Annotated in this window: 24 protein-coding genes; 10 read left to right on the top strand and 14 right to left on the bottom strand. The window is 63.7% G+C overall.

The genetic code is table 11. The features are described 5' to 3' along the window. Positions 1-5 precede the first annotated feature (5 nt). The 3 genes from BTW07_RS02200 to BTW07_RS02190 all read right to left on the bottom strand — a co-directional run bounded on the left by BTW07_RS02200 (position 6) and on the right by BTW07_RS02190 (position 2434). The gene (locus BTW07_RS02200) at positions 6-197 is read right to left on the bottom strand and encodes a hypothetical protein (RefSeq protein ID WP_110642074.1); all 192 of its coding nucleotides are present in this window, start codon (positions 195-197) and stop codon (positions 6-8) included. A gap of 67 nt (positions 198-264) precedes the next feature. Beyond that, on the bottom strand, positions 265-471 hold the full coding sequence (locus BTW07_RS02195) for a hypothetical protein (RefSeq protein WP_075568522.1): 207 nt from the start codon (positions 469-471) through the stop codon (positions 265-267). Positions 472-664: 193 nt separating this feature from the next. Beyond that, on the bottom strand, positions 665-2434 hold the full coding sequence (locus tag BTW07_RS02190) for an alginate O-acetyltransferase AlgX-related protein (protein ID WP_075568521.1): 1770 nt from the start codon (positions 2432-2434) through the stop codon (positions 665-667). A 405-nt stretch (positions 2435-2839) separates the two neighbouring features. Here BTW07_RS02190 and BTW07_RS02185 point away from each other — a divergent pair, with 405 nt between their 5' ends. After that, on the top strand, positions 2840-5350 hold the full coding sequence (locus BTW07_RS02185) for a mechanosensitive ion channel domain-containing protein (RefSeq protein WP_244158294.1): 2511 nt from the start codon (positions 2840-2842) through the stop codon (positions 5348-5350). Positions 5351-5417: 67 nt separating this feature from the next. On the opposite strand, the gene BTW07_RS02180 is transcribed toward BTW07_RS02185, so the two are convergent. The 5 genes from BTW07_RS02180 to hemC all read right to left on the bottom strand — a co-directional run bounded on the left by BTW07_RS02180 (position 5418) and on the right by hemC (position 11030). Beyond that, a complete protein-coding gene (locus BTW07_RS02180) occupies positions 5418-6341 on the bottom strand; it encodes an ROK family protein (protein WP_075568520.1) in 924 nt (307 codons plus the stop codon). Positions 6342-6431: 90 nt separating this feature from the next. After that, complete coding sequence (locus tag BTW07_RS02175) at positions 6432-7655, bottom strand: heme biosynthesis HemY N-terminal domain-containing protein (protein WP_075568519.1); 1224 nt, start codon at positions 7653-7655, stop codon at positions 6432-6434. Continuing rightward, positions 7652-9286: a uroporphyrinogen-III C-methyltransferase gene (locus tag BTW07_RS19375; RefSeq protein WP_083941422.1), complete on the bottom strand. Its 1635-nt coding sequence runs from the start codon at positions 9284-9286 to the stop codon at positions 7652-7654. The genes BTW07_RS02175 and BTW07_RS19375 overlap by 4 nt, the downstream gene beginning before the upstream one ends. Further along, positions 9283-10080, bottom strand: a complete 798-nt coding sequence (locus BTW07_RS02165; RefSeq protein ID WP_075568518.1) for a uroporphyrinogen-III synthase — start codon at positions 10078-10080, stop codon at positions 9283-9285. The genes BTW07_RS19375 and BTW07_RS02165 overlap by 4 nt, the downstream gene beginning before the upstream one ends. Continuing rightward, positions 10080-11030, bottom strand: a complete 951-nt coding sequence (gene hemC / locus BTW07_RS02160; protein ID WP_075568517.1) for a hydroxymethylbilane synthase — start codon at positions 11028-11030, stop codon at positions 10080-10082. The genes BTW07_RS02165 and hemC overlap by 1 nt, the downstream gene beginning before the upstream one ends. A gap of 363 nt (positions 11031-11393) precedes the next feature. Here hemC and argH point away from each other — a divergent pair, with 363 nt between their 5' ends. From argH to BTW07_RS02125, 7 genes are all read left to right on the top strand, one after another. Further along, positions 11394-12806, top strand: coding sequence for an argininosuccinate lyase (gene argH / locus BTW07_RS02155; protein WP_075568516.1), 1413 nt, complete (start codon positions 11394-11396; stop codon positions 12804-12806). Beyond that, entirely contained in the window at positions 12796-13065 is a 270-nt protein-coding gene (lptM, locus tag BTW07_RS02150) for an LPS translocon maturation chaperone LptM (RefSeq protein ID WP_075568515.1), read from the top strand. Before argH ends, lptM begins: the two co-directional genes overlap by 11 nt. Next, entirely contained in the window at positions 13062-14324 is a 1263-nt protein-coding gene (gene lysA / locus BTW07_RS02145) for a diaminopimelate decarboxylase (RefSeq protein WP_075568514.1), read from the top strand. The genes lptM and lysA overlap by 4 nt, the downstream gene beginning before the upstream one ends. Further along, positions 14324-15157, top strand: a complete 834-nt coding sequence (dapF, locus tag BTW07_RS02140) for a diaminopimelate epimerase (RefSeq protein ID WP_075568513.1) — start codon at positions 14324-14326, stop codon at positions 15155-15157. The genes lysA and dapF overlap by 1 nt, the downstream gene beginning before the upstream one ends. A gap of 68 nt (positions 15158-15225) precedes the next feature. Beyond that, positions 15226-15966 carry a DUF484 family protein gene (locus tag BTW07_RS02135; RefSeq protein ID WP_075568512.1) on the top strand — a complete coding sequence of 247 codons (741 nt, stop codon included), beginning with the start codon at positions 15226-15228 and terminating at the stop codon, positions 15964-15966. After that, entirely contained in the window at positions 15950-16864 is a 915-nt protein-coding gene (locus tag BTW07_RS02130) for a tyrosine recombinase XerC (protein WP_075568511.1), read from the top strand. The genes BTW07_RS02135 and BTW07_RS02130 overlap by 17 nt, the downstream gene beginning before the upstream one ends. 11 nt (positions 16865-16875) lie before the next feature. After that, entirely contained in the window at positions 16876-17610 is a 735-nt protein-coding gene (locus BTW07_RS02125; protein ID WP_075568510.1) for an HAD family hydrolase, read from the top strand. A 336-nt stretch (positions 17611-17946) separates the two neighbouring features. Here the strand turns inward: BTW07_RS02125 and yihA are convergent, their stop codons facing one another. Continuing rightward, the gene (gene yihA, locus BTW07_RS02120; RefSeq protein ID WP_075568509.1) at positions 17947-18564 is read right to left on the bottom strand and encodes a ribosome biogenesis GTP-binding protein YihA/YsxC; all 618 of its coding nucleotides are present in this window, start codon (positions 18562-18564) and stop codon (positions 17947-17949) included. Positions 18565-19005: 441 nt separating this feature from the next. Here yihA and BTW07_RS02115 point away from each other — a divergent pair, with 441 nt between their 5' ends. Beyond that, a complete protein-coding gene (locus tag BTW07_RS02115) occupies positions 19006-19644 on the top strand; it encodes a thiol:disulfide interchange protein DsbA/DsbL (protein ID WP_075568508.1) in 639 nt (212 codons plus the stop codon). Positions 19645-19648: 4 nt separating this feature from the next. Beyond that, the gene (locus BTW07_RS02110; protein ID WP_075568507.1) at positions 19649-20470 is read left to right on the top strand and encodes an endonuclease/exonuclease/phosphatase family protein; all 822 of its coding nucleotides are present in this window, start codon (positions 19649-19651) and stop codon (positions 20468-20470) included. A 118-nt stretch (positions 20471-20588) separates the two neighbouring features. Here BTW07_RS02110 and nuoN read toward each other — a convergent pair whose 3' ends face one another. The 5 genes from nuoN to nuoJ form a co-directional block, all read right to left on the bottom strand. Beyond that, entirely contained in the window at positions 20589-22049 is a 1461-nt protein-coding gene (gene nuoN, locus BTW07_RS02105) for an NADH-quinone oxidoreductase subunit NuoN (RefSeq protein ID WP_244158293.1), read from the bottom strand. Continuing rightward, positions 22046-23572, bottom strand: coding sequence for an NADH-quinone oxidoreductase subunit M (nuoM, locus tag BTW07_RS02100; protein ID WP_075568506.1), 1527 nt, complete (start codon positions 23570-23572; stop codon positions 22046-22048). The genes nuoN and nuoM overlap by 4 nt, the downstream gene beginning before the upstream one ends. 93 nt (positions 23573-23665) lie before the next feature. After that, positions 23666-25531, bottom strand: coding sequence for an NADH-quinone oxidoreductase subunit L (gene nuoL / locus BTW07_RS02095; RefSeq protein WP_075568505.1), 1866 nt, complete (start codon positions 25529-25531; stop codon positions 23666-23668). Further along, positions 25528-25836 carry an NADH-quinone oxidoreductase subunit NuoK gene (gene nuoK, locus BTW07_RS02090; protein WP_075568504.1) on the bottom strand — a complete coding sequence of 103 codons (309 nt, stop codon included), beginning with the start codon at positions 25834-25836 and terminating at the stop codon, positions 25528-25530. Before nuoK ends, nuoL begins: the two co-directional genes overlap by 4 nt. Next, a complete protein-coding gene (gene nuoJ / locus BTW07_RS02085; protein ID WP_075568503.1) occupies positions 25833-26459 on the bottom strand; it encodes an NADH-quinone oxidoreductase subunit J in 627 nt (208 codons plus the stop codon). Before nuoJ ends, nuoK begins: the two co-directional genes overlap by 4 nt. Positions 26460-26491 lie beyond the last annotated feature (32 nt).

The raw sequence follows: 26491 nt of genomic DNA, 5'->3' as shown, positions 1-26491 counted from the left end.
AACCCTCAGGCGACTATCGCCAAGGCTGCCTTTTGACGCTGGGCGGTAGACATTGCCCGCTCCAGGTCATTGCTCTTGCATTTGAAAGCGGAACAGCTGGCGCAACGGACGTCTTCGGACGTTTCGCTCAACGTCGGCAGTAGAAACTGCTCGCCGCCGCAGACGTTACAGCGTAGATCCAGCGTGACTTTAAGCATCTTCCTTCCTTGGTACTGGCCACCCATGGGCGGCGATCTTGTCAGGTCAGCGACATGGTGTGACCGGTCAGACTCGAAGACCCATATCCCGAGCCAGTGCTTGAGACTTCAGGCAGGTTTCGATCAAAAGCGGCGCATTGCGCTCCTCGAGCGACTGGCGAGTCTCGAGAAACTCGCCGCAGGCCGCGCAACAGACCTCGTCCCAGGCCAGCTCGCTGTTGGAAGAAGTGGCTTGCTGGCTGCCACAGCGCGGGCAATCGAGACGATGATGCATGAGAATCCCTCCTTGGCGTCGTCATGATTCACCGACAGGTCGGTGTCGTCAGGCGATACCTTGACAGAATTTCTTGCATCGTACAATTATCGTATAAGCACGGTTATCGTATATTCGCGACGCCAATCCGCTGGCTGTCAGGCTCCCGCCTTGTCTCCGCAACATGGACGAACAGCCGACACCTTCCACCCGATCACTCAGCCAGCAGCGCAGTCATGTGGCCATGATAAGGCTCACAGGGTGCGTGACGATTCATTCTCTCCAGCAGCTTGATCCTTTCGGCCGCCGGCAGCGCCTTGACGGCCTGATCGAGATTCGCCTCGACCAATCTCCTGACGATCCTGCCGGGCGTGGCGAGATAACGTTCATTGGTCTGCAGAATCACGTAATCCGCGGCTTCATGATCGATGATTTCCTGAACATGGCTGCCTGGCAGATTGACCACGACGACCCGCTGGAAAATGTTGGCAAACAGCATCGCGAAACCGCCCGCACCCGCCGAGGAACCGCCGAAGATGACCAGCGTTCTGGCATGGATCGGTTTGGAATTCTCGAAAATCGTGATGTTGCCGGTGCCCGGCAGGTAGTTGGAAAAGCGGCAGTACACGCCGCTCTTCTCCCGGAAAACGGCGACGGTGGAAAGCGACTTGGCAGGAGGATCCATCTTCGATCCCAGATCGCCGACCACCTCCCGCTGCTCGAAGGCGTATAGCGAGTCGAACTCGTCGTCGAACCCGAAATATCGCATGCAGGCGGTAAACGCGAGATAAGCGCCGCGGCCACTCCAGTGGGTGTCGGTGGGATAGTAGCTATCCGATACCGCCTGCATCGCCGCGACCGGATTGCAGTAATCGATCTCGCCCTGCTTGAGGATCGCCGACACCTGTTCGGTCGTGGTGATATCGGCCTTCTCGAACGGATAGCATTCCGGCCTGACCTTCTCCTTGGAGTTGGCGATCAGGAACAACAGCGAGCGCTGTTGCTGTAGTGGCGCGAGCTGGGCGGCAAACTGCTGCCAGGCCTGTTCCTGACTGCTTTCCAGGCGCCTTTTACCGGTGAACTGATCGATGCTCGCGTTGGTATCGTTGGCCAGAAACAGCCACCCTTCGCGTCCCTCGAGAACCTCCATGACCGGCGCCAGCGAAAAACGCAGACAGTCGTAGGCTTTGCCGCCCTCGAGCCGAACGCCCAGGGTAAGCTCGTGCGAGAGATCGAACGTGTGCTCGAACATCCATCCCGCCTCCTGGTAAGGCGCACTCGGTTCGATCGCCGTGAGTCCGAGGCAGGTGATGTCGCCGTTAGTCGAAACGGTCAGCTCCGGCCGCTGGTCCCGCCGGGCATCGATCCAGCCCCGGATTCGATAGTGACGGAACGACTCGAGCGTCGTGATCTGCTTCTGACCTTCACCGGCCTCCCACCGTATCGCGACCGGGGCTGCCAGCTTGTGCGCCGCCAGCTGGAACTTCTTCGCCTTCTGACTGGCAATGACATCCTTGAGATCGCTGAGCGTCGTGTTGCCGGGCTGCTTTTCCAGGGCCAGATTCACCGCACGCAGCGCCTGGCTGAATTGCCGAGCGGCGAGAAAGGCTCGTGCCTGCCGCACGTGGACCTGATGAGGGAAGCCGGCACAACGATCGATGACGAACTGCCACCTGTCTGCCGCTACCGACCAGTCCGCCCGGGTCATCGCCGCCTCGGCGTGGGCAATTCCCAGCTTGAGGGGTGGTTCGGGCGACTTCTGCAGCGTAACGCCCATCATCGCTTCGTATCCGGCGGTATCCCCAGCACCCTGGTAGGCCAACATCAGGCCCCTGACGACATCCGGACTGTCATCACCCGCCTGGTAGGCCGGCTCGAGCAAGGCGATGGCGCCGGCAAAATCGTGATGCGCCAATCGATCTTCGGCTTCGACAACCCGTTCGGGTGTCTGCTCGATGCGCTCGGCAAAGGAAGATGAACTCATGGCGACCTCTGATGACTGGCAGCGGAAGACAGCGAGAGCGCGCGGATGGCGGGATGGACTCTCGATCGATGATCACTATATCCCGGCGCAGACCTGACTCGACATCGCCCGCCGGGCATGAACTTTGTCAGCGTCTCGGCGCCAGCGATTTCATCGTTTCTCCTTAGCGAACCGACGGTGCTCTTTCGTAAAGGCCGGTAGAAGAGGCGCCGCCAGTCAGTACCGAATGCTCACAACCGCCGCTCCGATTCTGGAAAACTCGACCAGATCGGCTAGCCTCATCTGATCGCCGTTGTCTCGATGGCCGCACGAATTTGCCATTAGCGATAAAGTGTTATCCTAACGATGTTTAGGCTGGCAGAGTGCCGCCGGACCGATCCGCTCACAAGACAAGGAGATTGGAGCTTGATAGTCCTTCGCCCCGATCGCTGGCTCAGTCGCTGGCTATTGCTGTTACTTTTGATATTCGCTGCCCCCGCGCTGGCCCAGGAAAGTGGATCCGAAGGGCAAACCGCCCAGGATGGCCCCGCCTATTCCACCATGGCGGATCTGCTGGAAAACGCCCAGTCGCGACAGGTTCTTATCGATCAGCTGAGACAGCTGGCATCCCAGCAGGAATCCTCCGGCGATGCCCAGGGCGACGCCACCCAGGCAGCCGATGGGAACGCCACTGACACCAGCCCCGCCGAGACTTCCCAGAACTCCGCCGAGACTTCCCAGAACTCCGCAGAGACTTCCCAGAACTCCGCAGAGTCGGAACCGGCCGTCGCCGCGAGCAACGATAACGTCGATTCCACGGCGTCCTTTCCGCGACGAATGGCGCAACTCACCAGCGGGATCGCAGGCGATATCGGTGGCCAGCTCAACGGCCTGGTGGCGATGATCGGAGGCTTCTTCGGCAGCGGCGATGCCGCCGCCAGCAGCGCCGCACCCGCGTTCGACATGGGCGCTTTCCTGAGCGCGGCGATCAATCTGGCAATGGTGGTGATTGCCACGGTCGTGGCTTTCTTCATTTTACGGCGCATCGCTACACCGCTGTTCAACCGGTTCAGCCAGTGGTCGATGAAGGGTGATAGTCGAGGCCATCTGCTGCGGGTCATCGTGGCGGTGGTGCTCGCCGCGATCGTCGATGTCGTGGCGGTCGTGCTCGCCTATGTCGCCGGCAATCTGGTGGCCACGTTCCTGGTAGGGGAAAGCGGCAGTCTCGATAGCCGTTTCTCGTTGTTCCTCAACGCGTTCCTGATGATCGAACTGTTCAAGTGCGCCTTGCGCGTGCTGTTTGCCTCCAGCCACGAGGGTTTGCGACTGCTGCCCATCGGCGCCGATCAGGCACGCTACTGCAACCGCTTCCTGGCGACTCTGGCGGGCTTCATCGGCTATGGCATGCTGGTCGTGGTCCCGATCGTGAACACCACCCTGTCGTTGGCCTTCGGCAAGGCCGTCGGCGTGCTGATCATGGTGATCGCTCTACTGGTCGCCGTCTCGGTGATCCTCAAGAAGCGCATCCCTGTCCGTGACCTGATCATGCAGCGCGCCGACGAGGCCTCGATGTCGCTGTCGCGGGTCGCGCTCCGCCTGTTTGCCCGAATCTGGTTCATCATCGCACTGCTCTATACCGTGATGGTATTCGGCGTCACGCTGCTGCATCCGGAAACCGCGCTTCCGTTCGTGCTGATCGCGACATTGAAGACGATCATCTACATCGGTATCGGCATGTTGATCTCCGGCCTGTTGACCCAGCTCATCGGTCAGCGCATCGATCTCGGTGACAACCTTCGGGCCAAACTGCCATTGCTGGAAACTCGCCTGAACTCCTATATTCCGACCTTCCTCAAGGTCATCCGCGCGATCATCCTGATCGCCGTGGCGCTTTACGTACTGGATGCCTGGCACGTCTTCGATCTCGCCGCCTGGCGTGCCACGGAAGCGGGCGCCCATACCATTGCCACCGTCATTCAGGTGATGCTGATTCTGGTCGTCGCAGCTGCCGTCTGGATCGGTCTGGCCAGTCTGATCGAGAATTTCCTGAATCCGGATACCGGCGGCGGCGCGCCGACGGCTCGTGCCAAGACGTTGATGAGCCTGTTCCGTAACGCGCTGGCGATCACGCTGATCGTCATGACGCTGATGATCGTGCTGTCGGAAATCGGCATCAATATCGGACCGCTGATCGCGGGTGCCGGGGTATTGGGTCTGGCAATCGGTTTCGGCTCGCAGAAGCTGGTGCAAGACGTCATTACCGGCGTATTCATTCAGCTCGAGAACGCCATGAACACGGGCGACGTTGTCACCGTGGGCGGCGTTACCGGCACCGCCGAGCGAGTCAGCATTCGCTCTGTCGCCATCCGCGACCTGTCGGGCACCTATCACATCGTGCCATTCTCGTCGGTCGATACGGTATCCAACTACATGCGCGAATTCGGCAATCACGTCGGCGAGTACGGAATCGCTTACCGCGAGAATATCGATTACGCCATCGAGCAGCTGGAAGCGGCCTACGCGGAACTCCAGGCAAGCGAGGAGCATGGTCACAAGCTACTGGCACCGATGACCGTGGCCGGTGTCATTGCGCTCGCCGACAGTTCGGTCAACATTCGCGTGGTGATCAAGACCACGCCGGGCGATCAGTGGGGCGTCGGCCGTGCCTACAACCGCCTGGTCAAGCTCTACTTCGACAGAGCCGGTATCGAGATTCCGTTCCCGCACACCACACTCTACTTCGGCGAAGACCGTGATGGCATGGCGCCACCCGCCCACTTGCGCGTGCTGCGTGATGAAAAGCGTGACATCCCGGGGGCAGTCGCCGACGAGCCGCAAAACGACGCGACCAGCACGCCCGATACGCCCATCCCGGACGAGACGCATCGCAAGCCCAGCCACGATGACGTCGACGAGGACAACGGTGATGAGCGTTAAGCCAGAAGCCTGCTGATGTCGTGAAACGCTTTACAGGCCGCCTGCGGGCGGCCTTTTTGTGCTCGCCTCAAACGTGGACACGCCTCGACGCCTCGGCACCCAGCATGGCCGCGCCGCGCACGCCGCTGGCATCGCCCAGGCGGGAGCGCACGACTGCGGGCACCTCGACACCTGGAAACAGCTGTTCCGCGATCGATGCCGGCAAGGCTTCCATCAGCTCGTCCAGCGTCGACAGGCCTCCACCGACAATGATGACACTGGGTGACAGCAGCTTGACCACATTGGCCAGGGCGCCGCCCAGCAGCTCGAGATGACACCGGTGGGCCTGTTGCGCCGCGCGTTCATCCGCCAGCCACGCCTGATGCCACGCTTCGGCGGTCGCCGACTCGCCACCGAAATGACGATGCAGCCTCACCAGCCCCGGCCCGGCAATATAGGTTTCAAGGCACGCTTCGAGACCACAGCCACAGCGCAACAGGGGCAGATCGTAGCGCCTGGCCGCCGCCGCCGGCAGTGGCAGATGCCCCCACTCTCCGGCAAACCGGCCGCTTCCCGCGAGCAGGCGGCCGGCGACCATTGCACCACCGCCGGCCCCGGTTCCCAGAATCGCGCCGAAGGCATGCACCACGCCCTCTGCCGCCCCGCCGGGCCCGGTTTCCGATACCACGAAACAGCGGCTGTCATTCTCGATCACGAAGGGACGATCAAGAGAGGTCGCCAGCGCCGCCTCCAGCACGAAGGAGCGCAGTCCCGGTAGATTCGCCGCGATCAGATAGCCTCGGTCATCGACCACCCCCGGAAAACCCAGCCCCAGCGAGCCTCGACCGCCCTGGCGACGATCCGCTTCCCGAACCATCTCGGACAACATGGCCAGCAGTGCTGCGCCATCGTCCGAGGGCGTCGGCTCGCGCCAGCGGTCGAGGCACACCCATTGGCGGTCGTAGATCGCGATCTCGGTCTTGGTGCCGCCGACATCGATACCGTAATGCATGCAGGTTCTCCGTGAACTGAACGGCGGCAATCTACCGCACCAAAAAAGGCGCCCGCAGGCGCCCAGGAGAGCAATCGATCGTCAATCGGTTCAGCGCGTCATGTCGCTGGGCTGCGGCAGCGCCGGCAGCGACTTGTCGAGCAGCGTCACGCTCTGGCGATAGTAGAGCTGGCTCTTGCTGTGATCGCCGAGGTTGGCATAGAGCCGCGCGAGCTCGGCGCAGACGACACCGCTCGGACGCTGGCGCTGGCTTGCCTCGAAGTACTCCTGCGCCTTACCCCAATAGGCGTTGCGCAGTGACAGGCGGCCCAGCGTGAGCAGCAGGTCCGGGTCGTTGGGCCGCTCCTGCAGCCACTTTTCGGCATAGACCAGTTGGCGAGCCGCATCGACGTTGAGCAGCCCGTAGCGCAGCACCAGCCGCGTATCCCAGTGCTCCTTGAGCGCGTTGCGCAGCAGGCGCTCGGCATCGCCCTCTTCGCCACCCTGGATCAGCGCTTCGGCATAGAGTCCGACCAGTTCGACCTCGCCGCGCAGATTGTCCGGCATGTCCGCCCATAGCGAACGAACGCGCGGCAGATTGTCGGGCTGCTGCGCGGCCTGCACCAGAAGCTCGCGATAGACACGCTGGTCGAGTTCGCGACGTTCGTCTTCGGTGATCAGGCGGTGCTTGTCGAGACGTGGCAACAGACGACGCATGCCATCCCAGTCGTTGACGCTGAGATAGGCCTGCTTGAGCAGCTTGAGTACCTGCGGATGCTCCGGCAGTTGCTGCTCCAGTCGCGTCAATGTCGCCAGGGCCTCCTCGAACTGCTGGCGATCCAGCATCAGCTGCGCCTGCACCAGTCCTACCGCGGTGTCCGCCCCTTCGGTGCTGTGATGGGCCCGCTTGAGCAGCACGTCGGCCTGCTCGTAGCGGCCCTGATAGTGTGCCGCCAGGGCTGCCGAAAGATAGTTGACCAGCGGCGTGCCGGAATCGTCGGCGGCCTTGGTGAGAGACTTCTCGGCACGTTTCCAGCGGCCTTCGGCCAGCGCCACCAGGCCGCGAACAGTGCGCTTCATTGCCGTCCGATGACGGGTGCGGCTATTCCACACCTTGATCCGGCTCACCGGACGACGCAGTCGGACCAGCGCGCGCAGCAGGAAGTGCAACACCAGAAAGGTGGCCAGCAACAGGACGCAGCCGAACCAGAACGAGGTCTGAACGGACGTGTCGCCGACGCGAATGAACCAGTAGCCCGGCAGCGACTGCATCAGTTGCCCAAACAGCGCGCCGACCGCCAGACCGAAGACGATCAGCAGGATCAGCTTTCTCATTCGCTCTCTCCCTGTGGCGAGTCGCCGTTTTGTGACCCGCTATTCTGAGCGCCGCCTTGAGAACCACCCTGGCCACCCCCGTTGCCGAAGCGCTGTTCGATGAAGCGCTTGAGCAGTTGGGAGGACTCGCTGATATCCGGTAGCTCCGGTCGAACCTCGTTGTCGCGAAGACTCTTGAGCTTGTCGAGCGCGTTGGTCACGCCGTCGTTGTCGGTGGCGTAATAGCCCTCGACCAGTTCGATCGCCTTGTCGAGGCTGGCCTGATAAAGCTTGGGCTCGGACTTCAGCAACGCCAGCTGCGCCTGCTCGAGCAGCAACCGCACGTTCTGACGCAGGTAGGACTCCTGCTGGGGCGTGATCAGCGCTTCGAGCGGCTGATCGTGACGCCGCACGGTCACCAGATCCTTGAGCTCGCTACCCAGCGTTGCCAGCTGCTGGCGCCAGCCGCCGGTCGGCTTGGCATCACCCTGGCCGGCGGCGATCTCTTCGATGTCCTGCTTCAGCGGCAGACGTGCCAGCTGCTCCTGCTGCGCCATCAGTGCCAGATAAAGGCCGGTTCGGTCGATGACCGGCACGGAATCGAGCGAAGCGAGCTCCGACTGGATGGCACGGCGAACCGGCACCAGGGCCGGGTTGTCCGCCTCACGCAGACGCTCGTCGGCCGCGTTCAGCAACGCCTTGGCGCCGTTGACGTCGCGTTCGAGCTGCAGCCGCTGGTTGGCCAGACGCAGCAGATACTCGGCCTCGGCGTGCAGCCACTCCCGCGGATCGGCCTGCTGCTGCTGGGCCAGTTCCTTGAGCACCTTGTCCAGCGTGTTGTCGAGATTCTGGCGGTACTGATCGAACTCGCCCCGCATCATCTTCAGATTCTGCTGACGACTCTGATCGAGCTCACCGACTTTCGATTCGAGCTGGTCGAGCGTGGTGCTGTTGGTGCCGATCTGGCTCAATTGTGCCTGCTGCTGCTGAAGCTTCTGCCATCCCTGGAAGCCGACGACAGCCACTGCGATGGCCAGCAGAATGACCAGAATCAGGGCGAGCAGACCCAGTTTGCCCGCGCGGCCGCGCTTTTCGCCGTTCGTTGGCGGCGTGCCGCCCGGCGGCGTGCCGCCCGGCGGCGTGGCAGCGCCACCCGCGGACGAAGCGCTGCCAGGCTTGCCGCCTTGACCACTTTGGTTGCCGGTCGAGGCGCTGGGCTGATGGGAAGCGCCGGATGCGGCCGCCGAGGTGGGGGTCGTTGCGGAAGCGCTCGTCTTGCCTGACTTGCTGGCCTTGGCGCCAGCAGCTGGCTGGGCCTTGGTCGACGAGTTCGTTGCGGCTGCACTCGCTGACGACTTGCCGGTCGCACGCTCCGTGGCGGCTGGCTGAACGACATCGGGTTTGACTGGGTCGGTCTTGGCCGGCTCGGTCTTGACGGGCTCGGTCTTGGCCGGCTCTGGCGTGGTCGAGCCGGGCCGCGAGGACGAGTCGGCAGGTGATGACGAATGGCTTTTGCTGCTGTCCGTGCTTGGCGTCACGACCGGAGCGGCTTTCGGGTCTTTCCCGCTCGGGCTGGCCGTACCGTCCGCGGCCTGCTCGGTATCGGCAGCCGATGCCGACGACGGTTGCTGATCTTTGCTCTGCTTGCTCATCTACGCTTGCCTTTTTCGTGATCACCCTGATCGGAGGTGGCGCCCCGCGGATCGAGCACCGCGCGGATCTCAGCGCTCAGTGCCGCCGGTGAAGCACCCGACGCCACATGAGGCGAGCCGAACCCCAGCGTTCCCGCCAGTGTAGCCAACCGCTGACTCGAGACGATTAGCGGTTGGTTCAACGCAACTGGGCCACACCATGTGACCAAATGTTGCAATATTTCCCCGCTGGTCACCACCAGCGCGGCAAAATCCCCACTCTCCAGCCACTTGTCCATGGGTGGAGACGGTGGATGATAGCGACGCCGATAGAGCGCCACGGTTTCGACATCGGCGCCGCGCTCACGCAGTCGTTCCCGCAATAGTTCCCGGCCCGATTCGCCGCGAGCCAGCAACAGCCGCTTGCCGGCCACCGCCTTGAGCGAGGCCACTTCCAGCAGCGCCTCGCTGTCCTCGCCTTCCCCCCGCGCGGGAATGACCGCCGGCACACCCAGTTCCGCATGCAACGTCCGCGCGGTCGCCTCGCCGACGGCGTAGAAACGCAGGCCTTGGGGCAACTGAGGCCAGTATGACGCAATGGCCTCGGCAAGACACGTCGCCGCCTGGGGGCTGACCACGATGATGCCGTGAAACAGATCGAGGTCGAGCAGCGCGGCGCGAGCCGAAGCCGATAGCGCCACCGACTCGAAGCGCAGCACGTCGAGTGCGGTCGTGGTGATACCGCAAGCCTCGAGCGCCCGAGCCAGCACCTCGCCGCGCGGTCCCGGACGCGTCAGCAGTACGCGAGCAGGCATCACTCGCTGTCGGCGCCGCCGTAGACTTCGGCCAGAATCTCGCCGGCTCCCTGCGCCAGCAGATCTTCCGCCACGCGGATGCCCAGCGATTCCGGCTCCGAAGCCGATCCCCGGCTCTCGGCACGCAGCACCACGGAACCGTCGGGGTGCCCGACAAGACCGCGCAACCACAGCGTGTCGCCATCGTTCTCGAGCACGGCATAGCCGCCGATGGGCACCTGGCAGCCGCCGTCCAGGCGGGTATTCAGCGCTCGCTCGGCGCGCACCCGTGTCGCCGTCGGAATATGATCCAGCGGCGCCAGCAGGGTGATCAAATCGGCATCGTCGTGCCGGCATTCGATCCCCAGCGCGCCCTGACCGCACGCCGGCAGGCTCTCTTCCGGCGTCAGTTCGGCGGTGATTCGGTCCGCCAGTTGAAGCCGCTGCAATCCGGTGGTGGCCAGGATGATCGCTTCGAAGTCTCCCGCGTCGAGCTTGCCCAGCCGAGTCTGAACGTTGCCGCGCAGCGGCAGCACCTCGAGATCCGGGCGCCGGGCACTGACCTGAAGCCCGCGGCGCAGACTGGAGGTGCCGACACGGGCGCCCTCGGGCAGCGCATCGAGGCTGGCATGATCGTTGGAGACGAACGCGTCCGTGGGCGCGCCACTTTCCAGGATCACCGAAAGCCCCAGGCCTTCGGGGAACTGCATCGGCACGTCCTTCATCGAGTGCACGGCCAGATCCGCCCGCCCATCGAGCATCGCTTCCTCGAGCTCCTTGACGAACAGCGCCTTGCCACCGATCTTCGCCAACGGCGTATCGAGTATCTGATCGCCGCGGGTAGAGAGCGGCACCAGTTCGACGCTCAGATGCGGATGGAACTGTTCCAGCAGCGTCTTGACGTGTTCGGCCTGCCACAGCGCCAATGCGCTCTTGCGGGTTGCGATTCTCAATCTATTAGCGTCGAGCACGCCGTTCTCCGAGTTGGATGGCTATCACCCTCGGCACCGCCAGTGGTACCTCGGCCTGTCACCAAGTGGGTGTTCGCATTCGCGAAACTTGGCTTACATGATAAAGCAGTCACGGAGTGAGTAAAAACTGACCACGACCGATAGGCGCGGGCGACCCTGTCGGTTCCCAGGTTCCGGGGCCGGTATCGTTTTCCATCCAGGGCTCGCCTACCTTGCCGGCCGTTCTGGACTGAACCGTGCGGTGTCAACACCGTCCTCTGCCAACGCCGTCTCTGATACACTCGGATCAGCGCTTCATGGGCGGGCGAATGGACCCGTCTCGCAGACCCTTCAATCCGCAGACCACGCAGAGCTCGATTTTCGATGACGCAGGCAACCAACCAATCCTGGGGCGGACGTTTCAGCGAACCCACCGACGCATTCGTCGCCGCCTTCACCGCTTCGATCCCGTTCGACAAGCGTCTCTATCATCACGATATCCGCGGCTCGATCGCCCATGCCACCATGCTGGCTCAGGTCGGCGTGCTGACCGACGACGAGCGGGACCGCATCATCGATGGTCTCAACGCCATCGAGGCCGAGATCGAACGCGGCGAGGTCGAGTGGTCGATCGCGCTCGAAGATATCCACATGAACATCGAAGCGCGGCTGACCGACAAGATCGGCATCACCGGCAAGAAGCTGCATACCGGACGCTCGCGCAACGACCAGATCGCCACCGATATCCGGCTCTATCTGCGCGACGAGATCGATGCCGTGGCCGCCGAACTTTCGCGTCTGCGCAGCGGCCTGATCGAACTGGCCGACCGCGAAGCGGATACCATCATGCCCGGGTTCACGCACCTGCAGACCGCGCAGCCGGTGACTTTCGGCCATCATCTGCTGGCGTGGCAGGAGATGCTGACGCGCGATCACGAGCGTCTGCTCGACTGTCGCAAGCGGGTCAACGTGCTGCCACTTGGCGCTGCGGCGCTGGCCGGCACCACCTATCCCATCGATCGTCACGTCACCGCCGAGCTGCTGGGCTTCGATCGTCCCTCGGAAAACTCGCTGGATGCGGTCAGCGATCGCGATTTCGCCATCGAATTCACCGCTTTCGCCAGCATCCTGCTGATGCACCTCTCGCGCATGAGCGAAGAGATGGTGCTGTGGGCCAGCGCCCAGTTCGATTTCGTCGACCTGCCCGACCGCTTCTGTACCGGCTCCTCGATCATGCCGCAGAAGAAGAACCCGGACGTGCCGGAGCTGGTACGCGGCAAGACCGGGCGTGTCTATGGTCACCTGATGAGCCTGCTGACGCTGATGAAGTCCCAGCCGCTGGCCTACAACAAGGACAACCAGGAAGACAAGGAGCCGCTGTTCGACACTCTCGATACGGTCAAGGGCTGCCTGCGCGCCTTCGCCGACATGGCGCCGGCGCTGGTAGCCAAGCCGGAGAGCATGCTCGAGGCCGCGCGCCGCGGTTTTTCCACCGCCACCGACCTGGCCGACTATCTGGTCAGGGCCGGTGTCGCGTTCCGCGATGCCCACGAGATCGTCGGCAAGGCGGTCGCCTACGGAATCGAACAGCGCAAGGACCTCTCGGAGATGTCGCTCGAGGAACTCAAGCGCTTCTCCGACGTGATCGGCGAGGACGTCTTCGAGGTGCTGACGCTGGAAGGCTCGGTCGCCGCCCGCAACCACATCGGCGGGACCGCGCCCGATCAGGTTCGCGCTGCCGCCCAGCGCGCGCGCGATGCCCTGGCCACCCTCCAGGAGCGCCATCATGTCGCGTAATGCACTCATCATCGCGGCATTGAGCACGATGCTGCTGGCCCTCTCCGGCTGCGGCCAGAAGGGCCCGCTCTACATGCCCGGCGACAGCGAGTCCTCGAAGACCTACGACCCGCAGGGCGATTACGAGACGTCGCAGTCAGCCTCGTCGAAACAGACGCCCGGCCAGAGCGGCCCCGATGCGCAGCAGCGTCAACCGGCAGCGCCCCAGGCCAGCCCGGCGCCGGCAGCCACATCGCCGACCGCCGAGGAGCTACCGTGACGTTCGACGCTTTTCCCGTTCGCGACGGCGTGCTGCACGCCGAGGATATCGCCCTGGATCGGCTGGCCGAGCAGTACGGCACGCCCTGCTACGTCTATTCGCGTGCCGCGCTGACTCGACATTTCCGCGCTTACAGCGATGCCCTCGGCGATATGCCGCATCTCGTCTGCTACGCGCTCAAGGCCAACTCCAACCTGGCCGTGCTCGACGTGCTTGCCCGCCTCGGTGCCGGTTTCGACATCGTCTCGGTGGGCGAACTCGAGCGAGTCATCGCTGCCGGCGGCGATCCGGCCAAGGTCGTGTTTTCCGGCGTTGCCAAGCAGGCCGACGAAATGGCCCGCGCGCTGGAGGTCGGCATCAAGTGCTTCAACATCGAATCGCGCCCGGAACTCGAGCGTCTCGACCGGGTGGCCGCCGAGCGCGGCCAGGTCGCGAACATCTCGATTCGGGTCAATCCGGACGTCGATGCCAGAACCCATCCGTACATCTCCACCGGACTCAAGGCCAACAAGTTCGGCGTGGCCGCGGAAGACGTGTTCGATCTCTACACCTGGGCAGCCCAACGGCCGAATCTCAAGGTCGTGGGACTCGACTGCCACATCGGCTCGCAGCTGACCGAACTCTCGCCGTATCTCGATGCGCTGGATCGACTGCTTGCGTTGGTCGATCGACTCGCCGATCACGGTATCGTGATCGAGCATCTGGATATCGGTGGCGGTCTGGGCGTCACCTATCAGGATGAGCGCCCGCCGGCGGCTGGCGACTTCGTTCATGCCGTGCGCGAACGCCTGCAAGGTCGTGAGTTGACACTGCTGCTCGAGCCCGGCCGCTCCATCGCCGCCAATGCCGGCGTGATGTTGACCCGGGTCGAGTACCTCAAGCCCGGCGAGACCAAGAATTTCGCTATCGTCGATGCCGGCATGAACGATCTGATCCGGCCGTCGCTGTATCAGGCGTGGCAACGCATCGAGCGCGTCGACACCCGTCCGTTCCGCGACAGCGCCGTCTACGATGTGGTCGGTCCGATCTGCGAAAGCGGTGATTTCCTCGGCCAGGAGCGCCAACTGGCGATCGCCGAAGGCGACCTGCTGGCGGTACGTTCGGCCGGCGCCTATGGTTTCGCCATGGCGTCCAACTACAACAGCCGTGGCCGCCCTGCCGAAGTCCTCGTGGACGGCGGCAGGAGCCATCTGGTACGTCGCCGCGAGAGCCTCGAATCGCTGTGGGCACTCGAGTCCCGGCTGCCGGAGGAAGGCTGATGCTGTTGAATTTCACCAAGATGCACGGCCTGGGCAACGACTTCATGGTGGTCGATCTGATCAGTCAGCGCGCCTACCTGCGCGACGAGCAGATCCGCCAGCTGGCCGATCGCCCCTTCGGCATCGGTTTCGACCAGCTGTTGCTGGTGGAACCGCCGCGCAAGCCGGACATGGATTTCCGCTACCGGATCTTCAACGCCGACGGCGGCGAGGTGGAAAACTGCGGCAACGGTGCACGCTGTTTCGCCCGCTTCGTCATCGACCAACGCTTGACCCACAAGCGTGAATTCAAGGTCGAGACCCTGGGTGGGCCGTTGACGCTGAGGGTCGACGACGACGGCCGAGTCCGCGTCGACATGGGCACGCCCCGCTTTGCGCCGGCGGACGTGCCGTTCGTGGCCGATAGCGACGAGCTCCTGCATCACCTCGAGATCGGCAACCAGCGCGTCGCGCTCAGCGTCGTCTCGATGGGCAATCCCCATGCCGTGCTGCAGGTCGACGATGTCGATAGCGCCCCGGTCGACGACCTGGGACCCAGTCTGCAGCGACACCCCAGCTTCCCCCGCCAGGCCAATGTCGGCTTCATGCAGATCGACTCTCCCCACGCGATCCGCCTGCGGGTCTACGAGCGTGGCGTCGGGGAAACGCTGGCCTGCGGCACCGGCGCCTGCGCGGCGGTGGCCTGCGGCATTCGCCGGGGGTTGCTGCAAAGCCCCGTCGAGGTGGAACTGCGGGGCGGCAGGCTGACTCTGGAATGGGCAGGGACGGAGGCGGCGATGTTCATGACCGGGCCCGCCGAACGTGTCTTCGAGGGACGCATTGCCTTGAATTAGGAAAGCCTAACAAAAAGAGTCGGCGGGACAGACTGCCGCCTCGTCAGGGATTCACAGGAGAACAACGCATGTCACGCGCCCAGGCCCCCGAGCCCCGCCAGACTCTGGACCCCGATCGGGTCGCCGAGTGGCTGGCACAGCACACCGACTTCTTCGTTGGTCGGGAGGGGCTGTTACAACAACTCAAGGTGCCGCACCCACACATCCCCGGCGCTGTCTCGTTGCTCGAGCGGCTGGTCCACGACCTGCGCCATCGGGCCGAGGATGCCGAATGGCGGCTCGAGAATCTGCTCGAGTCGGCGCGCTACAACGAAGCCCAGTATCGCCGAACCCGCGAGCTGGTTCTCGGCCTGATTGAGGCCGAGAGCGCCGATGCCCTGGCCGAAGCCCTGTCGACGCAGCTGGCCGAACGCTTTCGCACCCAGGGCATCGGTCTGTGGCTGGACGCCCCGCCCGCCTGCCATGCCACCCCCCATGACACCAACGCCTGGCAGCCACCGCGCTTCGCCTTGACCGACGATGCACGCCGACGGCTGGAACTGCTGCTCAATGAACAGACCAGTCGCTGCACCACACTGAACCGCGAGGATTGGGAGGCCCTGTTACCGCATTGCACCCCTCCGCGGGAATCCGGATCCTGCGCGATCACCCGGTTGACCCAGGGCGAGTCACTGGGCTTTCTGCTCCTGGCCAGCCACGATGGCGAACATTTCAGGGCGACCCTGGATACGCTCTTCACCGAGTATCTGGGCGAGGTGGTCAGCCGGCTGTTGCGGCGTACCGAGGTCACCCATGCAGGCCGCGGTTGATGCCTTTCTGAAGCGACTGGCGCAGCGCGCCAGCCCGGCAACGGTGGACGCCTATCGCCGCGATATCCATGGCGTGATCGCCTATCTCGAAACCCAGGACGTGCGCGCCTGGCGCCAGCTGGACGTCACCCTGCTGCGGCGCTATCTGGCTCACGAGCGAGCCCGCGGCATGGCCCCGAGAACGCTGGCAAGACGTCGCGCCGCGCTGTCCCGTTTCGCCGATGAGCTGGTCCATCGAGGCGAGCTGGATCACAACCCGGTACAGTTGACACAGGCGCCCCGTCAGCCGCGCCACCTCCCCAGCCCGGTGGATGTCGACCTGCTCGGTCATTTTCTGGACACGCCCCACGACGGCGATCCCCTGGACTTTCGCGACCAGGCCATGCTGGAACTCTTCTACTCCTGCGGTCTGCGTCTGGCGGAGCTGGCGGCGCTCGACCTCGCCAGCCTCGACCAGCGTCACGTGCGGGTCGTGGGCAAGGGCGGCAAACCGCGCCAGGTACCTTTGGGCCAACGCGCCGGCCAGGCCATCCAGGCTTGGCTCGGATTTCGCAGCACCCTGGCGGGAGAGAGCGAGACGGCGCTGTTCGTCGCCCAGCACGGCGGGCGCCTGGGCCATCGGTCGATCCAGAGCCGGCTGGCCGAGACCGCGCGCAAGCGGGGTCTGCCGGAGCATCTTCATCCTCACCGCCTGCGCCACTCGTTCGCCAGCCATCTGCTGGAGTCCAGTCAGGATCTGCGCGCGGTACAGGAACTGCTGGGCCATGCCAATCTCTCAACCACGCAGATCTACACCCGCCTGGATTGGCAGCAGCTCGCCGAGGTCTACGATCAGGCTCATCCCCGCGCGCGACGCAAGCCGGCTTCGCCCGCCAGCGAGAGTTCAGACAACCCCTAGGATCATCCATCATGCCGCTGGACGCCATCACCTTCGATCTCGACGACACGCTGTGGCACAACGGCCCGGTCATGGCACACGCCGAGCCCACGCACTATCAGTGGCTCGCCGAGCAGATCGACGCCCATCGTGGGGCCGACGCAACGCCGCTGGCCGAGGCCTTTCCGCTGGAAGCCTATCAGTCCATCCGCGCATCGCTGATGGCGCGCTTTCCGCTCAGCCGCGGCGATCACAGCTGGATTCGCGAGCGCGCCATGCGCGAACTGCTGACCGAACATGGCCTCTCTTCCGACGAAGCGGCGCAGTGGGCGGCCGCCGGCTTCGAGCAGTTCATGGCGCTGCGCCATGAGGTCGCGCTCTATCCCGAAGTGGTCCCGATGTTCGACGCCTGGGCACGGCGCTACCGCCTCGGCATCATCACCAACGGCAACGTCGACGTGCGCCGTCTGTCGCTGGATCACCATTTCGACGTGATCATTCTCGCCGGCGAAATGCACGCCTCGAAGCCGGACCCGCGTCCGTTCCTGTCGGCCGTGGCCCAACTCGGCACGCAGCCCTATCGCGCCCTGCACGTGGGCGACAACTGGGAGGAGGACGTGATGGCGGCTCAGCGTCTCGGCATGCATGCGGTGTGGATCGACGCCAAGGACGAGGGCGAACGCGAACTGCCGCCGCGAGTGCATCGCGTGACGCATGTGAGGGAGTTGCCGGAGGTCGTTGCCCGGCTGGACGAACAAACGCGCTGATAGCGGCTTCCCAGAGCCTCCCCGACGACGGGACCAACGGCACCTGACTCACGACATTGCTGGAATTGGCCACCATTCGACGCCTGTTCAGGGCGGCGCTACGCGCGGAGTCGATGAGCCGGGTCTTGCATCATGGATGATGCAAGAGGTGCGTTGGGCAGGATGCCCTTTCGCGCCGACCCGAGCTCAGCGATGGCGCGCGAAGGGTTTCGCCGCCCTGGGCGTCAAAAAGGGGAGCGCGAGGGGCCTGCCCCTCGCATCAACGAGCAAAAGGGAGGCCAGTGCTCGGTCAGTGGTAAGCGGGAAACTCAAATGAGTCGCTAACCCGAGGGAACTTCAACGGGCCAACCACCTATCCATCACGGAATAAGCCTGATCCAGCCCCTGGCGCTTCAGCGAGGAGAACAGCTGCACGCTGACCAGGTCCTCCCATTCGGCGAGGCGCTGCTTGACCTGCTGCAGCGAGGCCTTGGCCGGCCCTTGCTTCAGCTTGTCGGCCTTGGTCAGCAAAATGTGCACCGGTAGCTCGCGATCATCCGCCATCTCCAGCAGCTGGATATCGAAATCACTGAGCGGATGCCGCACGTCCATCAGCAGGATCAGCCCGGCCAGCGAGCGCCGGCGATGCAGGTAGTCGGCAAGATGCGCCTGCCACTCCTTCTTCATCGCCTCCGGCACCTTGGCATAGCCATAGCCGGGCAGATCGACGAGCCGCAGCTGATCGTCGTTCTGCAGCGTGAAGAAGTTGATCAACTGGGTCCGCCCCGGTGTCTTCGAGGTTCGCGCCAGCGCCCGCTGCTGGGTCAGCGCGTTGATGGCGCTGGATTTGCCGGCGTTGGAGCGCCCGGCGAAGGCAACCTCGACGCCCTGATCCAGCGGGCATTTGGCCAGCGTCGGGGCGCTGATCAGAAAGCTCGCCGTCTGGTAGTTACGGCGCTCGGGAGTGGCAGTCATGGCAGGCTCGATTATCTTGAGACGGTAGCGCCGCGCAGTGTAGCACGCGTGCTCCGCGTCGGATGAGCGCGGGCGTGTAACGCGCTCGACCGCCAGCGCCGATGTTCTCGCTCCCGAAGACGAGCGCCGATGTTTTCGCTCCCGAAGACGAGCGCCGATGTTTTCGCTCCCGAAGACGAGCGATTGGCACCCTACGCTTTTCCGGCCATTTCTGTCAGGCTAACGGAAACCGGTCGGTAGCAGGCTAGCAAGGGAACCTCGGCGCTTTTCGCGGCTCCAATACCCGTACCCCTACCGGGCGCCGATTCATAGGGCCTTCGTTTTCGGAACCGTCGTTTCCTCGAATGACGGTTTCATCAGGCAAGGTGTCATCTTACGATGGTTCCATCGAACTCGATTTCACCAACAAGATTTTCGACATACATTCAGGAGCAGTAACGCATGATCAAGTCTTTTGTGGCGCTATTGGCCGGGCTGACGTTCTCGGGCGCAGTGATGGCGGCGGATATCGTCGAAGGTCAGGACTATCAAGTCGTCGACGAGCCGATGAAGACCGACGTTCCCGCAGACCAGATCGAAGTCACCGAAGTGTTCTGGTACGGCTGCCCTCACTGCTACGCGCTGGAAAAGCCGCTCAACGAGTGGGTCGATCAGCTTCCGGACGACGTCACCTTCGATCGCATGGCGGCCCCGCTGGGCAAGGTCTGGGAGCAGCATGCCACGGCGTTCTACGCTGCCCGCCAACTGGGGATCGAGGATGAGATGCGCCAGGACTTCATGGATGCCATCCATAAGGGAGGCAAGCGTCTGACCGACAAGGACGAGATCGCCGAGTTCTTCACCAGCTACGGCGTCAGCAAGGACGAAGCGCTCAAGGCGCTCGACTCCTTTGGCGTCAAAAGCGAGATCCAGCAGGCTTCGGCCAAGATGCGTGGCTATAAGCTGATGGGCGTTCCGGATCTGATCGTCGATGGCCGTTATGTCGTCACGCCCAACTCCGCCGGCTCGCTGGAAAACATGCCGAAGATCGCCAGCGCCTTGATCGAGAAGGTCCGCGAGGAACGCACCGAGAGCGAGTGACGCCATGTCTCTAGCCGCCTCGACCCCTGCCAGCGAGATTTCGCCGACGCTGAAACTGCTGACCTGCAATCTGCAGGTCGGCATTCATACGTCGGCCTATCACCACTATTTCACGAGAAGCTGGCAACATCTGCTGCCCCACCCCAAGCGCAGTTCGCGCCTGGATATCGTGGCCAGCACGCTATCGGCCTACGATATCGTCGGACTCCAGGAGGTCGACGGTGGCAGCTTTCGCTCCAATCACGTCAATCAGGTCGAATATCTCGCCAACCGATCGGCCTTCGATTTTCATTTCCAGCAGCTCAACCGCAATCTGGGCCGCGTCGCTCAGCACAGCAATGGTCTGCTATCGCGTCTCGCCCCCAACCGGGTCGACGAGCATCGACTGCCGGGCATGCGCGGCCGCGGCGCGATTCACGCTCGCTACGGAGAAGGCCCGGACGCGCTGCACGTCTTCGTCGCACACCTGGCGCTCAGCCAGCGCGGCCGGCTGCGTCAGCTCGACTACCTGGGCGAGATCATCCAGCCGCTGCATCACGTAGTGGTCATGGGCGATCTCAACTGCACCCCGGAGCAACTGCTGGCGCATCCGCGCTTCTGCCGCGCGCTGGATCTCAATCCGCTCAAGCCGCAGCTCAGCTATCCCGCCTGGCAACCCCGCCGGGCGCTGGATCATATCCTGCTGTCGTCGTCGTTGAAGGCCGAACAGCCGCGCGTGCTGGAGGCGATGTTCTCGGACCATCTCCCCATCGCCGTCGATATCCACCTACCGGGTGCCTGCCGTCGCAGTATCGGGCTCAGCGCCCAGCGTGGCGCGGATTCCTGATTGTCCCGACAGCGTGATTCGACCCGATGCGCTCGGACTACACAGCTCACGTATGCAAAAAGCGCCTCCGAGGAGGCGCTTCTGTCATCGAGCGTTTGTCATCTTCACTGAACGGCCGTCATGACCCGGCTACCCAGCTGACCCAGTCGATCATCGGCGTCGGGTAGAGCCCCAGCAGGATGATCAGCGTGGCCACGCCCAGCACCACCATGCCGCCGGCACGCTCGGCCCAGTCGTGTCTCGCATCCCGACGCTGCATGCCCGGTTCGTGCAGGAATAGTGTCACCATCACCCGCAGATAGTAGTAGAGCCCGATGGCACTGCCGACCACCACGCTGCCGACCAGCCACCAGCGATGGGCTTCGACACCTACCGCGATGATGTAGAACTTGCCGATGAAACCGGCCGTGAACGGAATCCCCGCCAGCGACAGCATCGATACCGTCATCACCGCAGTGAGATAGGGCCGGCGCCAGAACAGGCCGCGATAGTGGTGCAACGGGCTGGCATCCGCCGTGCCGCCAGTGGCGACGTAGGGGCTCGACACCAGGGTGACGACACCGAAAGCGCCCAGCGTGGTCAGCACGTAGGTGACCAGATAGACCCCGACCGTCTCCACCGCCAGCCCCTCGTTGACCACCAGCGCTACCAGCAGGTAGCCGAAGTGGGCAATCGACGAGTAGCCCAGCAGACGCTTGAGATCGTTCTGCGTCAGCGCCAGCAGGTTCCCCACCAGCATGGTGATCACGGCAATCACCGCAAGCAGGTCGTGCCACCAGTTCTCGTGGAAGGCCAGCGTCGACTGGAAAAGCCGCAACAGCACCAGGAACACTGCCACCTTGCTGGCAGTGGCCAGGAACGTCGTCGCCGGCCCCGGTCCACCCTGGTAAACGTCCGGTGTCCAGAGGTGAAATGGCACGATGGAGAGCTTGAATGCCAGTCCTACCAGCAGCATGCCCGCGCCGGCCAGCAGCCAGGGGTCGTTGCCGCTGACCGATAGCGCTTCACCGAGTTCGGCAAAATCCAGGGTGCCGGTGACCGCGTAGAGCAGCGCCATGCCGAAGAGCAGGAACGCGGTCGCCGCTGCCGACAGCACCATGTACTTGATGCCGCTTTCCAGCGCGCCTCGGTCCCGGAAGGTGTAGGCGAGCATCCCGAACAGTGGCATCGACAGCAGCTCGATACCGAAGAACAGCGTCGTCATGTGTCGCGCCGAGACCAGTACCAGCCCGCCCGCGGCAGCGCTCAGCAGCAGCAGATAGAACTCGTCACGCGGGCCCTCGTAACCTTCCAGATAGTGGTGGGCCAGAGTGACGCAGGCCAGCGTCGACATCAGCACCAGCACGGCCCCGAAGCGTGACAGATCATCGACCACCAGCACCGAGGTGACGTCGACCGGTCCCAGGCTCCAGCCGAACAGCAGCGCCAGCAGCGCAACGTTCAGCCCGACGGCGGTGACAATCGCGTTCAGCGTATGATTGCGCTTCCAGGCGATCGACAGCATCACCACGATTACGGTCAGGCAGACCAGAATCAGCGGGGAAATGGCCATCAATGCCATCATGGCGGCATGACTCATTGGCTACCTCCCATCATTGCTCCGGCTTGCTGAACGCTGTGTTGCACGACCTGCATGGCGCCGGCGGAGGTATCTAGCAGCGGCTGGGGATAGATACCAAAGAACACCACCAGCGCGACGATACCGAACAGCAGTACCGTCTCGCGTCGATCCAGTCCGGCCAATGGCGTCTCCTCCGCGGGGGGACCGTAGTAGACGCGCTGCATGATGAACAGCGAGTAGACGGCAGCCAGAATCAGACCGGCACTGGCGATAACCACCACCCAGGGTGCGACGCCGAACGCACCGAACATCACCATGAACTCGCCGACGAAATTGGCAGTGCCGGGCAGCCCCAACGATGCCGCCACGAACACCAGCGCGAACCCCGGCAGACCGCGGATACGCCCCCACAGCCCACCCATCTGACGCATGTCGCGGGTATGCAGGCGCTCGTAGAGCTGGCCGGAAAGAATGAACAGCCCGGCGGCAGAGAACGCGTGCGCCACCATCAGTGCCACCACGCCCTGCAGGGCCAGTTCGGTGCCGGCGTAGATGCCGATCAGCACGAAGCCCATATGGGAAATGCTGGTGTAGGCGATCAGGCGTTTCAGATCACGCTGACCGCAGGCGAGGATCGCGCCGTAGAAGATACCGATCAGGCCTAGCGTCATCGCCACCGGCGCGAAGGCCTGGGAGGCTTCCGGAAACAGCGGCAGCGCGAAGCGCAGCATGCCGTACGCCGCCGTCTTGAGCAGAATGCCGGCGAGATCGACACTACCCGCGGTCGGTGCCTGGGCATGGGCATCCGGCAGCCAGCCGTGTAGCGGCACGACCGGAAGCTTGACCGCAAAGGCCACGAAAAAGCCCAGCATCAGCCACCAGGCCGTGGTCTCGGAAAGCGGTGTATTCAGCAGATCCGCATAGGCGAAGGTGTAGTCGCCGGTGGCGGCATGATGCGCGAACACCAGCCCCAGGATGGCGATCAGCATCAAAAGGCCGCTGGCCTGGGTATAGATGAAGAACTTGGTCGCCGCGCCGATACGCGAACTGCCCTGGGAACCGCTGTGGCCCCATAGCGCGATCAGAAAATACATCGGTACCAGCATCATTTCCCAGAACAGGAAGAACAGGAACAGGTCGATGGCGAGAAAGACCCCGACCACGCCACCGAGAATCCACAGCAGGTTGAGGTGGAAGAACCCGACCCTGCGTACGATTTCCTTCCACGAACAGACCACGGCCATGGCGCCGAGCAGCCCCGTCAGCGCGATCATCAACAGCGACAGCCCGTCGATCGCCAGATGCACCTGAATACCGAAACGCGGAATCCAGTCGGCCTGCCACTCCAGCGTCCAGGCGTTGGTGGCACCTTGCGCCGGCAGGCTGAAATCGCTGCTGACCCATAACCCCAGCACCATCACCAGCTCGAGCAGCATGGTCCCGAGCGCGATCCAGCGTGGCGCACGGTCGCCGAAGCGTTCGGCCTGCCAGCACAGCAGCCCGCCAATGAAGGGGATCAGTATCAGCCAGACCAGAGTCATGAATCAGCCATCCGCGATAGAGTGAATTCCATGTGCCGTCGGCGCTGCTCGGCCGGGCGATTTGTTTTGTGCATCGTTCGTGCGCTCATGTCGTCAGCCCACCAGCAGAAAGGCCAGCAGCAGCGTCGCCCCCAGCACCATCGATACGGCGTAATGACGCAGCAGACCGGTCTGGGTCATGCGCAGGCGATCATGGGAAGCGCGTGCCAGCCACGGCAGAATGTTGCACAGCGAGTTGATCCAGTCGCTCCGGTTGGCCTTGACCAATCCCTGATAGGGCCGCACGAACAGCCAGTCGTAGAGCGCATCGAATCCCCAGGCTTTGTGCCAGAACGTCCACAGCCGGGCGCCGCGCGGATCGGCCATGCCTCGACGGATCAGATCGCGCCGGCGCCGGAACAGCCAGCCGGCGAACAGCACGCCCCCGACGGCGACGATCATCGCAGCGAACTCCAGAACATGAACGCCCATACCTTCGCCTGCCGGCCCTGTCGGCAGCACTTCGTCCAGCGGTGGCGTCAGCTGCGCGCCGACGGCGGTCGACATCACGATCAGCACCACCAGCGGCACGCCATGCACAAGGCCCTTGCCGGCGTGGGCACTGCGGGCGTTATCGCTCTTCGGCTTGCCGTGGAAAGTGCCGAGGATCAGCCGCACCGTGTAGATCGAGGTCAGCAGTGCCCCGAGAAGTCCGGCCAGCATCAGGATTTCATGACCGGACGCGAGCGCCGACACCAGAATGGCGTCCTTGCTGTAGAAGCCGGCAGTGACCAGCGGCAGCGCTGCCAGCGCCGAGCCGCCGACGATGAAGCCGGCATAAGTCAGCGGCAGCTTGCGCCACAACCCGCCGAGACGACGCATGTCCTGCTCGTGATGGGTACAGATGATCACCGACCCGGCGGAGAGGAACAGCAGCGCCTTGAAGAACGCGTGGATCATCAGGTGGAAGATCGCCGCGTCGAAGGCCCCGACGCCCAGCGCCAGAAACATGTAGCCGATCTGGCTCATGGTCGAATAGGCCAGCACCCGCTTGATATCGGTCTGCGCCAACGCCGCGAACCCTGCCACCAGTAGCGTCAGTGCACCGATCACGCCGACCAGCAGCAGCACGTCAGGCGCCATCAGGAAAATGCCGTTCATGCGTGCGATCAGATAGACCCCGGCAGTCACCATGGTGGCAGCATGAATCAGCGCCGACACCGGGGTCGGACCGGCCATCGCGTCCGCCAGCCAGGTGTGCAGCGGCAGCTGCGCCGATTTACCCACCGCCCCGCCCAGCAGCATCAGCGCCGCGAGTTGCGGCATCAGGCCACCCTCGGTCCAGATTTCAGGTGCGCGCACCAGCAACGTCTGCAGATTGAGCGAGCCCAGCTCGACATAGAGCAGGAACATGCCGATGGCGAGGAATACGTCGCCGGTCCGGGTGATGATGAACGCCTTGAAGGCCGCCCAGCCATTGGCCGGCGTCCGGTAGTAGTAGCCGATCAGCAGATAGCTGCAGAGACCGACGCCTTCCCAGCCGAAATAGAGCAGCAGCAGATTGTCGCCCAGCACCAGCAGAATCATGCTGAACACGAACAGGTTCATGTGGCAGAAGAAGCGGGTCACGCCCTCTTCGCCGCGCATGTACCAGGCCGCGAACAGGTGAATGAAGAAGCCGACGCCTGTGATCACGCCGAGCAGCGTCAGCGACAGTCCGTCCAGCATCAGGCCCACGGTGGGCTGGAAATCCCCTACCGAGATCCAGTGCCATAGCGTCAGCGTCTGGGCCGCCTTGCCCTGATCGTAGAAATCGATACCGACCCACAGCGCGCACAGCGCAGCCAGGCCGATCGAGGCCACCCCGATGGTGGCACTGACGCGCTCGGAGAAGCGGCCGAAGGAGAGCGCCAGGATCAGCGATCCCAGCAGCGGGAAGACGAAGGTGAGCGTCAGCAGGAATTCGTGAAAAGTATTCATCCGCGTAACCTGCCCGCTGCATCGATATCGAGGGTCTTGAAGCGACGATAGAGCTGCATCAGCAGCGCCAGCCCCACGCTCGCTTCGGCCGCCGCCAGCGTGATGATCATCAGGAACATCACCTGACCGTCGGCCTGGTGCCAATGGGTACCGCCGACGATGAACGCCAACCCGGCGGCGTTCATCATGATCTCGAGGCTCATCAGCACGAACAGCATGTTGCGCCGTGTCATCAGGCCGGCCAGCCCCAGCACGAACAGGATCGCCGCCAACCACAGGCCGTGTTCTACCGGAATGCCCGTCATGCCTTGCCCTCCTGCGTGCTGCGGGTGTCTTGTGACGCATCGATCGGGGTTTCGCGCGCCGGGCGGGCGGAAGCCTGGGCCTGCTCGCTCAATTCGCGCTGACGGTCGCGGGCCAGATCGGCTTCGTCGTGAGCATCGCTGCGACCCAGATGCGACGCCGCCACCAGCGCCGCCAGCAGCAACATGGCCGCCAGCTCGACGATGACCAGATAGGGACCGAACAGCGAAATCCCGACCATCTTGGCCGTCAAGGTCTCGCCGCTGATGGTGCCGCTGTAGTCGCCGCTGACGAGCGTGACGATCATCACGATCAGCAGCACCGCCGTCAGCACCGCCGGTCCCACCCACGCCTTGGGCTGGAGCCAGGCACGCTCCTGCTCCACCGCCGACTCACCGAGGTTGAGCATCATCACCACGAACACGAACAGCACCATGATCGCGCCGGCGTAGACGATGATCTCCAGCGCGCCGGCGAACGGGGCGCCAAGCGCGAAGAACACCATCGCCACCGCGATCAGCGAGACGATCAGATAGAGCAGCGCATGCACCGGGTGGGTGCCGGTGACGACGCGAAGGGTAGCGAGAATCGCGACCAGGCCACTCAAGTAAAACGCAATTTGCATATCTCTCTCCCAGCTTTGGGCAGCACAAAATC

This window comes from Salinicola socius, assembly GCF_001937195.1.
In the GTDB taxonomy this organism is placed as follows: Bacteria; Pseudomonadota; Gammaproteobacteria; order Pseudomonadales; family Halomonadaceae; genus Salinicola; species Salinicola socius.
This window is presented reverse-complemented; position numbering and strand designations above follow the sequence as displayed.

Bases quoted from the DNA above. Each gene is read 5' to 3' on its own strand.
- BTW07_RS02200 (WP_110642074.1), bottom strand. From the start codon at position 197: ATGCTTAAAGTCACGCTGGATCTACGCTGTAACGTCTGCGGCGGCGAG.
- BTW07_RS02195 (WP_075568522.1), bottom strand. From the start codon at position 471: ATGCATCATCGTCTCGATTGCCCGCGCTGTGGCAGCCAGCAAGCCACT.
- BTW07_RS02190 (WP_075568521.1), bottom strand. From the start codon at position 2,434: ATGAGTTCATCTTCCTTTGCCGAGCGCATCGAGCAGACACCCGAACGG.
- BTW07_RS02180 (WP_075568520.1), bottom strand. From the start codon at position 6,341: ATGCATTACGGTATCGATGTCGGCGGCACCAAGACCGAGATCGCGATC.
- BTW07_RS02175 (WP_075568519.1), bottom strand. From the start codon at position 7,655: ATGAGAAAGCTGATCCTGCTGATCGTCTTCGGTCTGGCGGTCGGCGCG.
- BTW07_RS19375 (WP_083941422.1), bottom strand. From the start codon at position 9,286: ATGAGCAAGCAGAGCAAAGATCAGCAACCGTCGTCGGCATCGGCTGCC.
- BTW07_RS02165 (WP_075568518.1), bottom strand. From the start codon at position 10,080: ATGCCTGCTCGCGTACTGCTGACGCGTCCGGGACCGCGCGGCGAGGTG.
- argH (WP_075568516.1), top strand. From the start codon at position 11,394: ATGACGCAGGCAACCAACCAATCCTGGGGCGGACGTTTCAGCGAACCC.
- lptM (WP_075568515.1), top strand. From the start codon at position 12,796: ATGTCGCGTAATGCACTCATCATCGCGGCATTGAGCACGATGCTGCTG.
- dapF (WP_075568513.1), top strand. From the start codon at position 14,324: ATGCTGTTGAATTTCACCAAGATGCACGGCCTGGGCAACGACTTCATG.
- BTW07_RS02135 (WP_075568512.1), top strand. From the start codon at position 15,226: ATGTCACGCGCCCAGGCCCCCGAGCCCCGCCAGACTCTGGACCCCGAT.
- BTW07_RS02130 (WP_075568511.1), top strand. From the start codon at position 15,950: ATGCAGGCCGCGGTTGATGCCTTTCTGAAGCGACTGGCGCAGCGCGCC.
- BTW07_RS02125 (WP_075568510.1), top strand. From the start codon at position 16,876: ATGCCGCTGGACGCCATCACCTTCGATCTCGACGACACGCTGTGGCAC.
- yihA (WP_075568509.1), bottom strand. From the start codon at position 18,564: ATGACTGCCACTCCCGAGCGCCGTAACTACCAGACGGCGAGCTTTCTG.
- BTW07_RS02115 (WP_075568508.1), top strand. From the start codon at position 19,006: ATGATCAAGTCTTTTGTGGCGCTATTGGCCGGGCTGACGTTCTCGGGC.
- BTW07_RS02110 (WP_075568507.1), top strand. From the start codon at position 19,649: ATGTCTCTAGCCGCCTCGACCCCTGCCAGCGAGATTTCGCCGACGCTG.
- nuoN (WP_244158293.1), bottom strand. From the start codon at position 22,049: ATGAGTCATGCCGCCATGATGGCATTGATGGCCATTTCCCCGCTGATT.
- nuoM (WP_075568506.1), bottom strand. From the start codon at position 23,572: ATGACTCTGGTCTGGCTGATACTGATCCCCTTCATTGGCGGGCTGCTG.
- nuoL (WP_075568505.1), bottom strand. From the start codon at position 25,531: ATGAATACTTTTCACGAATTCCTGCTGACGCTCACCTTCGTCTTCCCG.
- nuoK (WP_075568504.1), bottom strand. From the start codon at position 25,836: ATGACGGGCATTCCGGTAGAACACGGCCTGTGGTTGGCGGCGATCCTG.
- nuoJ (WP_075568503.1), bottom strand. From the start codon at position 26,459: ATGCAAATTGCGTTTTACTTGAGTGGCCTGGTCGCGATTCTCGCTACC.